The organism is Thermovibrio sp. (assembly GCA_015488335.1).
GTDB lineage: Bacteria > Aquificota > Aquificia > Desulfurobacteriales > Desulfurobacteriaceae > Balnearium.
This window is the reverse complement of the sequence record WFNZ01000011.1, coordinates 1-8808: the sequence shown is the minus strand read 5'-3', so window position 1 is coordinate 8808 and position 8808 is coordinate 1. Positions and strand designations below refer to the sequence as shown.

The window sequence follows — 8808 nt, the reverse complement described above, 5'->3', positions numbered from 1 at the left end:
TAACCCACCTCTTCCTGAGAATCGTTATCAATATATCTCAAATATACCCTGAAAATCAGGCCTTAACAACCTGAACGGGAATTTTCTTCCTAACAAAGATCTTCATAAACTGCTGAAACTTCCCTGTTAATCCCTGCTCTCTCGTTACAAGGCCGAAGAGAACGTCCTCGTCTCCTCTAACCCTGAAGTAGAAGCTGTAAGTATAGATGAGCCAGGTCTTCTTGTAGCCGGCGGCTGCCGCCTCAACCTTCTTCCACTCAACCTCTCTAACTGTGTTCCCTCTAAAATCCTTAACCCTTAAACCTTTTGGAGTGAGGATAAGCTCAAAGTTTTTGAGGAAAGGTCTTGACTGCCAGATGACAACTCCGGCAAAAACGAGGGCTAAAGCAGAGAGAATCCACTTCCAGGGAGAGGAGAGGAAGAGAGCTCCCACCAGAAACAGAAAGTCAAAAATCAGCGGAACGGCAATAAAGAGAATGTCCTGCTTAACTCTAAATTCCTTCTTCTCCACTATTTAACCTCCAGCATCCTCTCAATGGCTCTCCTGGCACTTTTAGCAACCTCAGGGTCAACGTGAACCTCAAACTGCTCCCTCTCAAGTGCTTTAAGGAGTCTCTCAACTGTAATCATCTTCATCTGGTCGCAGACAAACTCGCTGTAGGCAGGTATAAACTCAACGTCTGGTCTCAGTTTACTAAGCTGGTGAATCGTCCCCTTCTCTGTTCCAACAATAACCTTCTTTGCATCTGTCTCTTTAACAAACCTAACGATCTGAGAAGTGCTCCCTATAAAGTCTGCAAGGTCTCTTACCTCTTTCCTGCACTCAGGGTGGACGACGAAAACGGCGTCGGGGTTCTCCTCTTTAACTCTCTTTGCATCTTCAGGGGTGAGCTTCTGGTGAACCGGACAGTAGCCACTCCAGAGTTTTATCTCTTTTCCTTTAACCTTTTCTGCAATGTAGGAGCCAAGGTTTCTATCTGGAACGAAGAGTATCTTATCTGCGTCTAAAGACTCAACGATCTTCACTGCATTTGCCGATGTACAGCAGATATCTGAAACGGCCTTAACGTCTGCAGAGCTGTTTACGTATGTTACAACGGCGTATTCAGGGTTCTTCTCTCTGAATTCCCTTATCTCCTCAGCTATTGCCATGTCCGCCATCAGGCAGCCGGCCTTGTAGTAGGGAATCAGGACTTTCCTTTTAGGGTTTAAGACCTTTGCCGTTTCGGCCATAAAGTAAACGCCGCAGAAAACGATAATGTCTGCTTCAGTCTCTTTAGCCTTCCTTGCAAGCTCTAATGAGTCTCCAACAAAATCTGCAACGTCCTGAATGGCTCCGTCAACGTAGTAGTGGGCAAGGATTACTGCGTTCTTCTCCTTTTTTAGTTCCCTTATTCTCTCAAGAATTCCCATAACTACTCCCACTCAATCGTTCCTGGGGGTTTTGAGGTGATGTCGTAAACCACTCTGTTAACTCCCTCAACCTCGTTGATTATCCTGTTTGAGATTCTCTCTAAAAGGTCGTACGGGAGCTTTACCCAGTCTGCAGTCATTCCGTCTGTACTCTCAACGGCTCTAACGGCTATTACGTAGTCATAGGTTCTCACGTCTCCCATAACTCCAACAGTCTGAATAGGCAGGAAGACTGCAAAAGACTGCCATATTTTGTCATAAAGGCCTGCCTTCTTTATCTCCTCCAGAACGATAGCGTCTGCCTCTCTTAAGATCTTCAGGTATTCAGGCTTAACCTCTCCGATTATCCTAATTGCAAGGCCGGGACCGGGGAATGGCTGCCTCTTAATGATTTCGTCTGGAAGGCCTAACTCCTTACCAAGTTCCCTTACCTCGTCTTTAAAGAGCTCCCTCAGTGGTTCAATCAGCTTAAAGTTGAGCCTTTCGGGAAGCCCCCCAACGTTGTGGTGGGACTTAATCGTTGCTGATGGTCCTTTAACGGAAACGCTCTCAATTACATCCGGGTAGAGCGTTCCCTGAGCTAAGAACTCTGCGTTTGGTATTTTCTTTGCCTCCTGTTCAAAAACCTCAATAAATGTGTGGCCGATTATCTTACGCTTCTGTTCCGGGTCTGTAACTCCCTTCAGCCTCTCTAAAAAGAGGTCTGAGGCGTCAACAACTCTAAAGTTCTTCATGTGGAACTTTTCTTTAAAAGTCCTCTCTACAGACTCCCTCTCTCCCTTCCTCAAAAGGCCTGTGTCAACAAAAATCGGGTAGAGCTGGTCTCCAATGGCCCTGTGGAGAAGCGCTGCAACTACAGAGGAGTCAACGCCGCCTGAGAGGGCGCAGATAACGTTCTTATCTCCAACAGTTTTCCTAATCTTCTCAATCTCATACTCAATGAAGTTGTGCATCGTCCAGGTCTGCTCGCAGCCGCAGATCCTAACGGCAAAGTTCTCAAGGATTCTGTCTCCGTACTGAGTGTGCTTAACTTCGGGATGGAACTGGACTCCAAAGATTTTCCTTTCCTTATTTCTTATTGCAGCGTAGGGGGCATTCTCTGTTTCCGCTATCGGCTCAAAGCCTTCAGGGATTCTTAAAACCCTGTCTCCGTGGCTCATCCAGACTGTAAACCTGTTTGGTAGGCCGTAGAAGAGGTCTGAGCTGTCTAAAACGTGGAGCTCCGCCCTTCCATACTCGTGCCTCTCAGCCCTGACGACCTCTCCGCCGAAGAGGTAGGTAATGAGCTGCATCCCGTAGCAGATGCCAAGAACGGGAACTCCAACCTCAAAAATCTCTTTGCTCACTTTTGGGGAATCTGGAGCGTAAACGCTTGCAGGCCCTCCTGAGAGAATAATTCCCTTTGGCTTAAACTCTTTAATCTTCTCAATAGGAGTGTTGTAGGGGTGAATCTCGCAGTAAACGTGCTTTTCCCTGAGCCTTCTGGCTATGAGCTGGGTGTACTGTGAGCCGAAGTCTAAGATGAGTATCTTGCTCTCGTGGATGTCCTTAACGGCCATAACCTCTCCCGATTAGAGTTTCTTCAGAACAAAGTAGAGAAATACCATTGAACCTGTAAACCCAACAATAAATATAGCAATAAGCTCTAAGAGTTTCGTATCCACGACAATCCCATCAAAGAATTTGAGTGGAAATTTTAACCTTTTCGGGAGAGTTTCTCTCTGAACTTCTGAAGGAGCTCCTTCCTCCCGAAAACCTCAATCCGCCGATAGTTGTAAAACTTTAAAACCATACGAACGTACTGGCAGGCAAACTCTCCATCTAAACCGCTGCAGCAGGGAATAATTTTTTTACCGTTCTCACACTCTACAGGAAGGGAGTTGAGGAACTTCAGCTTACTTCCCCTTTTACCGCGCCTAAGAGGGTCTCTCCACTGGCGAACCATATTTGCCTTACACTCGTGGAGCTCCAGAATTCCTCTTCCAGAAAAAGCAACATCTATCTCCTTGTCTGAGAGCTTTCTTCTTTTTTTGTAAACCTTACATTGATTAATCCGCCTGTACCTGCCTTTAAAAGTAAAAGGACCCAGCTTTGAAACCAGAACTTCTAAGAGATCTCCTCTCTGCCTATCTCCTGACTGGAAAAAAGTTTTAAGGGTTTTCAAAACTTTCTCGGCAGACGAAAAACTTATAAGTCCAAGCTCAACCATATCTTTAACTGCCAGAAAAACTCTTTCAGCCTTAATCTGCGGAGAATCTGTTGGTCTGAAACTGTTTACAACTTCAAGGAGAAGCGAAAAAGCTTTAGGGTTTTTGGAGAGGGCTCCGAAAAACTCCTCAATTTCCTTCGTTAAAAGAGAAGAGAGCCTCTTTCCCTTTCTACAGCTACAGCTCACGGTAAACTTCCTTTAAAAAGATTCCTGCCTTCAAAAGGTAGATGGGAAGAATTGAGAGGAGCTCCCCTTCCTTTGCCTTCTCAAGTTTTTTCAGAACAGTTGTTTTCCTTGTTCCCGGCTTTACCTCAACAACAGAAACATTTACAAACCTAATATTTGCAATCTGAAACTCCTCTCCAACAACTGATCCAGAGAGCTCTACAGAAACCTTATACCTGTTTCCCTCTCTCTCAAGGACTTCTGAAGCTACAGACAGATTCAGAGTACACTCAGCAATGGTCTCCAGAGACGGGTCTACAAAAACTTCCTGAAGAATCCATTTGCTTAAAACTTCAGTCATCCTTCCCCTCTAAAACTTCAACAAACTCACAGAGGTAGTCCAAAGAGGAAGTAAGCCAAACTTTCAGTTCAATCTCCCTCTCACTCCCCGATTCCATAGCCCAGTGATAGCGCTGGAATATCCTGTAAAAAGCGTTGTAAATGGCCTTACGCTCTCTTAGGGGAAATCTATCAAAATTCCTGAATTTTCTTCTCAAAATGTTCAATTTCTTCCAGCCTTTCCTGTTCATAAGTTCAACGAGAGCCCTGTTCGTTGCCTTCTTCCTATCCAACGAGTCAAGCACTTGAGAAAGTATCTCCTCAAAAATCTGGAACTGCTGTGAAGGTTTTAGAAAATAAAGAGCAGGTACTTTTCTTCTTTTCTTTTCCACTCTTAAAGTCAGGAAAACCATGCTAAAATTTTACCACTATGAACTACGAAATATTCATTTCTGAAAAACCGCAAGACGGCAAAGAGATAAAAGAGCTTAAAGGATTTCCTGTAGTAACTCCCGTTCAGGTCCACGAAGCTAACGTGGCCTTCATCGGCTCTGTTCCACAGAGACCCCCTGTAGCCGATGGACTCATAACTGACACAAAGAATCTCTGGATAGGAGTTTTAACGGCAGACTGTTTTCCCGTTTTCCTGATAGGTGAAGGGGTTGTAGGAATAGTTCACGCCGGCTGGAGAGGAACGCTGAAAGGAATAACTTTCAACGCTGTTTCTTACATAAACAGGTTTTCCAGAGTAAAAAAGGCCATTTTAGGAGTGGGGATCTGCGAAAAGTGCTACGAAGTTGGAGAAGATGTTTTCAAACTGTTTCCAAAGGAGTACAAAAGCTGTTTCAAAGCGATAGAAGGTGGAAAGTTTCTGTTAAACCTGAAAGAGGCAAACAGGATACAGTTAAGGGCTGCTGGAATTTCTGAAATTGAAGATTTGAACCTCTGCTCTGTCTGTAACAACGACAGGTTTTTCTCCTATAGAAAAGAAAAAACCAATAAAAGAACTCTTTCTGCTATAAGGTTAATTTGATGGAGCTCCTCCTAATTTTAGCTCTCTCATTCAAAAAGGGCGTTGGATTTCACAGAATTAGAAAACTCATTGCCGACTATGGCTCCCTAAAAGAGGGAATAGAAAAGGAAAGATTAGAAATTTCTCAGGAACTTAAACGAGCAGAAGAAGAAATTAAAAGAGCTGAAGAACTACACATAAAAATTGTTCCGTTTACATCTGAAAACTACCCTGAAAAGCTCCTTAACATCTCTCAGCCCCCTGTTGTTCTCTACGTTAAAGGAGAGCTGAAAAAGGAACCGGCAGTTGCAGTTGTAGGTTCAAGAAGGTGCTCTTCCTACGGAAGGAGCGTAGCCTTCAGGTTGGGAAAGTTCCTCTCAGAAAACGGAATAACCGTTGTTAGCGGCCTTGCGCTGGGAATCGACAGTGCTGCCCACAGGGGAGCTCTCTCCGGCGGCGGGAAAACTGTGGCCGTTCTTGGGAGTTCTGTTGATATGGTTTACCCTTTTGAGAATAAGCCCTTAGCAGAAAGGATAGTTGAGAAAGGTGGAGCCATTATCTCCGAGTTTCCTCTTGGAACAAAGGCAAGAAAGGAGTTTTTCCCCAGAAGGAACAGGATAGTAAGTGGCCTCTCAGACTGCGTGGTTGTAGTTGAGGCATCAGAGAAGAGCGGAACCTTCATAACCGTTAACTATGCTTTAGAGCAGGGAAAAGAGGTTCTGGCAGTTCCGGGAAGCATAGATTCACCTTTTAGCAGGGGAACAAACAGGCTGATAAGGGAAGGAGCTCCCCCTTTAACAGATTTCAACGAGATATTTGAGATAGTTCCACAGCTGAAAAAAGCTAAGAAGAATAGGGAAATTCCCGAAGAACTTGCAGGAGTTTACAGTCTCCTTTTAGAAAAACCGCTAACTGCCGATCAGATAGCACAGATAATAGGAAGAAATCCTCAGGAAATCTTCGTTATTCTCACGAAACTTGAACTTAAAAACCTTGTAAAGAGGGAAGGAGCAACATATAGAGCATGCTAAAGGAGAAAATAGTTAGAGAAATTAGAAAAAAGGGATTTATAACCTTTGACAGATTTGTTGAAATCTGCCTATATGACGAAGAGTTCGGCTACTACACAAAAAAAAGAATCGGAACCTACCTGGGGGAAGATTTTGTAACGGCTCCTGAAGTTTCAGAGAGTTTTGGAAAAATCGTTGCAAACTATTTAGAAAAGAGAACTCTGGAACTCTCTCTGCCTTTAAAAATTTTAGAACTTGGCGGTGGAAAAGGATTTCTGGCAAAGGACGTAGTTGAAACACTAAAGCCTGAGAGCTACAAGGTTTTAGAGGTAAGGGAAAAACCAAAATGGCTCAAAGGGGTAAGCTGGGTTAAAAGCCTGAGAGAAATTGAGCCTTTTGAGGGAATTGTTATCTCAAACGAGTTCTTTGACGCTTTTCCGTTTAAGAGGATAAAAAAATCAAACGGGGAGTTCCGCGAGGTTGTAGTAAGGGAGAAGAATGGAGAGCTCTACGAGGATACAGTCCCTTTCAACGGCGAGATTCCCTGCCAGATAGAAGATGGAGAGGAATACTGCCTCTTTGTAGGCTGGTGGGAGTTTTTAAGGGAGCTCTCTGGAAAACTAAAAAGAGGGCTGTTTATAACCTTTGACTACGGCGGAACGTGCAGAGAAATTTCAGGAAGAAAGAGCTTCAGGGCGTTCAGAGAAAACAGGTTGGTTGAAGACTACCTGAACTACCCGGGAGAGACAGACCTAACAGCCCTTGTTAACTTTGACTACTTGAGCTCTGCTCTTGAAAGAGCAGGCTTTACAGTTGAAAGGCTAACTCATCAGAGCTCCTTTCTCCTTGAAAACGGAATTGAGAAATTTTTAGAGCCCGGGGAAGTCCCCCAGGCCTTAATGCTCCTTGTTGACATGGGAAGGAAGTTTAAAGTGCTGGAAGCTACCAAAGTTCACAGCAGGTAATAGTCTCGTCCCTCTGCGGCCCTGTAGAAACCATTGGAACTGGAATTCCGAGGTAATCTTCAATGAACCTTATAAAGTTCTGAGCCTCTTTGGGCAGGTCTTCCCACCTCTTTACGTGGGTAGTTTCAGTTTTCCATCCGGGCAGAGTTTCGTATATGGGCTTAACCCTGGAGAGCTCCTTAGCCGTTGATGGGAACCTGTCTATAACCTCGCCGTTAAGCTCGTATCCTACGCAGACCTTTATCTCGTCAAAGGCGTCAAGAACGTCAAGCTTTGTGATGACAACCCCGTCAAGGTCGTTCACCATAACGGAGAACTTAACTGCAAAGAGGTCCAACCAGCCGCAGCGCCTCGGCCTTCCAGTTGTTGAGCCGTACTCGTGGCCCCGGGCCCTGAGGAGCTCCCCAACGTTGTCCTTTAACTCCGTTGGAAACGGGCCACCTCCAACCCGGGTTGTGTAGGCCTTTGCGATTCCGTAAACCTTTTCTATCTTCTTCGGGCTTACTCCCGTTCCTGCAGGAATTCCAAGGGCTGAGGAATTTGAAGATGTAACAAAAGGGTAGGTTCCAACGTCTATGTCTAAGAGCGTTGCCTGAGCTCCCTCAAAGAGAACTTTCTTTCCGTTATCAATTGCCCTGTTTAAAAGGGAAACGGTATCGCAGACGTAATCTGCAACCTTTTCGTAAACCCTCATTGTGTGGGAGTAAACCTCGTCAAAGTTGAAAGAGACAGGGTAGTTATAAACATGCTTGAGGGTAAGCTCCTTCTCCCTCAGGTTCCAGCGGAGTTTCTCCTTAAACGTTTCCTCGTCTTTAAGGTCTGCAATCCTTATCCCAACCCTTCCCGCCTTATCCCTGTATGCCGGGCCTATACCCTTAAGGGTCGTTCCTATTGAGCCGTCTCCCTTTAGCTTCTCAGATGCCGCGTCAAGTTCCTTGTGGTAGGGGAAAATAACGTGGGCCCTCTCGCTGACGAAAATCCTCCCTTCAGGGTTCTTCCCAACCCTCCTTATGAACTCAACTTCGTTCCAGAGGGACTCAAGGTCTATCACCATTCCGTTCCCAAGGACGCACTTCTTCCCGTCGTGGAGAATTCCTGAGGGAAGCAGGTGGAGAACATACTTTGTTCCGTTAACAACAACTGTGTGTCCTGCGTTGTTTCCCCCCTGAAACCTAACTATGTAGTCAGCTTTTTCGGAGAGGATGTCAACGATCTTCCCTTTTCCTTCGTCTCCCCACTGGGTTCCAACTATGGCAAGCGTGGCCATTAAACGCCTCCCCTGTTAAGAATTTCAGTTAGACAACCTCTTTTCAGCATCTCAAGGTTCAAAAGGTAAAAACCATCATCAATATACTCCTTAATAGCTGACTTTGAATCAAGCCAGCCCTTTCCATCTGTAATCCAAACAAACTCTGCTCCCTGGCTCCTCCAGAATTTGGCCATCTCCCTATATTCCCCTGCCGTAGCCTTTAACTTTGAGCCTGAAGTTGAGTAGAAATTAACTTCTATTAAAAAGAGCCTGTGATTATAGAAAATTGCAAAATCAACTGTTCTGTCTACTTCCCCGGAATCAATAATAATTCCGAAATTCCTCTCTATATCAGAAACTTTTGCTTGCTTCAGAAAAGAGAATCCCATTTCACCTGAAAGGCTTTTTATAAAGGATTCACATATACCTGTCTCTTATACACATCT

At 44.9% G+C, this 8808-nt stretch carries 11 protein-coding genes; 3 read left to right on the top strand and 8 right to left on the bottom strand.

The features are described 5' to 3' along the window. Nucleotides 1-55: 55 nt before the first annotated feature. From F8H35_RS01110 to F8H35_RS01085, 6 genes are all read right to left on the bottom strand, one after another. Complete coding sequence (locus F8H35_RS01110; protein WP_472571731.1) at nt 56-511, bottom strand: hypothetical protein; 456 nt, start codon at nt 509-511, stop codon at nt 56-58. After that, entirely contained in the window at nt 511-1413 is a 903-nt protein-coding gene (nadA, locus tag F8H35_RS01105; RefSeq protein ID WP_472571730.1) for a quinolinate synthase NadA, read from the bottom strand. The genes F8H35_RS01110 and nadA overlap by 1 nt, the downstream gene beginning before the upstream one ends. A gap of 2 nt (nt 1414-1415) precedes the next feature. Further along, a complete protein-coding gene (guaA, locus tag F8H35_RS01100) occupies nt 1416-2972 on the bottom strand; it encodes a glutamine-hydrolyzing GMP synthase (protein ID WP_472571729.1) in 1557 nt (518 codons plus the stop codon). A gap of 137 nt (nt 2973-3109) precedes the next feature. Further along, on the bottom strand, nt 3110-3808 hold the full coding sequence (locus F8H35_RS01095; protein ID WP_472571728.1) for a hypothetical protein: 699 nt from the start codon (nt 3806-3808) through the stop codon (nt 3110-3112). Continuing rightward, nucleotides 3798-4148, bottom strand: coding sequence for a hypothetical protein (locus F8H35_RS01090; protein ID WP_472571727.1), 351 nt, complete (start codon nt 4146-4148; stop codon nt 3798-3800). The genes F8H35_RS01095 and F8H35_RS01090 overlap by 11 nt, the downstream gene beginning before the upstream one ends. Further along, entirely contained in the window at nt 4141-4518 is a 378-nt protein-coding gene (locus tag F8H35_RS01085; protein ID WP_472571726.1) for a hypothetical protein, read from the bottom strand. Before F8H35_RS01085 ends, F8H35_RS01090 begins: the two co-directional genes overlap by 8 nt. A 38-nt stretch (nt 4519-4556) precedes the next feature. On the opposite strand from F8H35_RS01085, the gene F8H35_RS01080 reads away from it, so the two are divergent. Genes F8H35_RS01080 through F8H35_RS01070 form a run of 3 tightly spaced genes read left to right on the top strand, consistent with a single transcriptional unit; the run spans nt 4557 to nt 7113 of the window. Beyond that, nucleotides 4557-5159 (top strand): purine nucleoside phosphorylase YfiH/LACC1 family protein, encoded by a 603-nt coding sequence (locus tag F8H35_RS01080; protein WP_472571725.1) that lies wholly within the window; start codon nt 4557-4559, stop codon nt 5157-5159. After that, on the top strand, nt 5159-6169 hold the full coding sequence (gene dprA, locus F8H35_RS01075) for a DNA-processing protein DprA (RefSeq protein WP_472571724.1): 1011 nt from the start codon (nt 5159-5161) through the stop codon (nt 6167-6169). The genes F8H35_RS01080 and dprA overlap by 1 nt, the downstream gene beginning before the upstream one ends. After that, a complete protein-coding gene (locus F8H35_RS01070) occupies nt 6163-7113 on the top strand; it encodes an SAM-dependent methyltransferase (protein WP_472571723.1) in 951 nt (316 codons plus the stop codon). Before dprA ends, F8H35_RS01070 begins: the two co-directional genes overlap by 7 nt. Here the strand turns inward: F8H35_RS01070 and F8H35_RS01065 are convergent. Continuing rightward, a complete protein-coding gene (locus tag F8H35_RS01065; protein ID WP_472571722.1) occupies nt 7091-8380 on the bottom strand; it encodes an adenylosuccinate synthase in 1290 nt (429 codons plus the stop codon). The two genes, F8H35_RS01070 and F8H35_RS01065, sit on opposite strands and share 23 nt — an antisense overlap. Further along, nucleotides 8380-8787, bottom strand: coding sequence for a DpnII family type II restriction endonuclease (locus F8H35_RS01060; RefSeq protein ID WP_472571732.1), 408 nt, complete (start codon nt 8785-8787; stop codon nt 8380-8382). The genes F8H35_RS01065 and F8H35_RS01060 overlap by 1 nt, the downstream gene beginning before the upstream one ends. Nucleotides 8788-8808 lie beyond the last annotated feature (21 nt).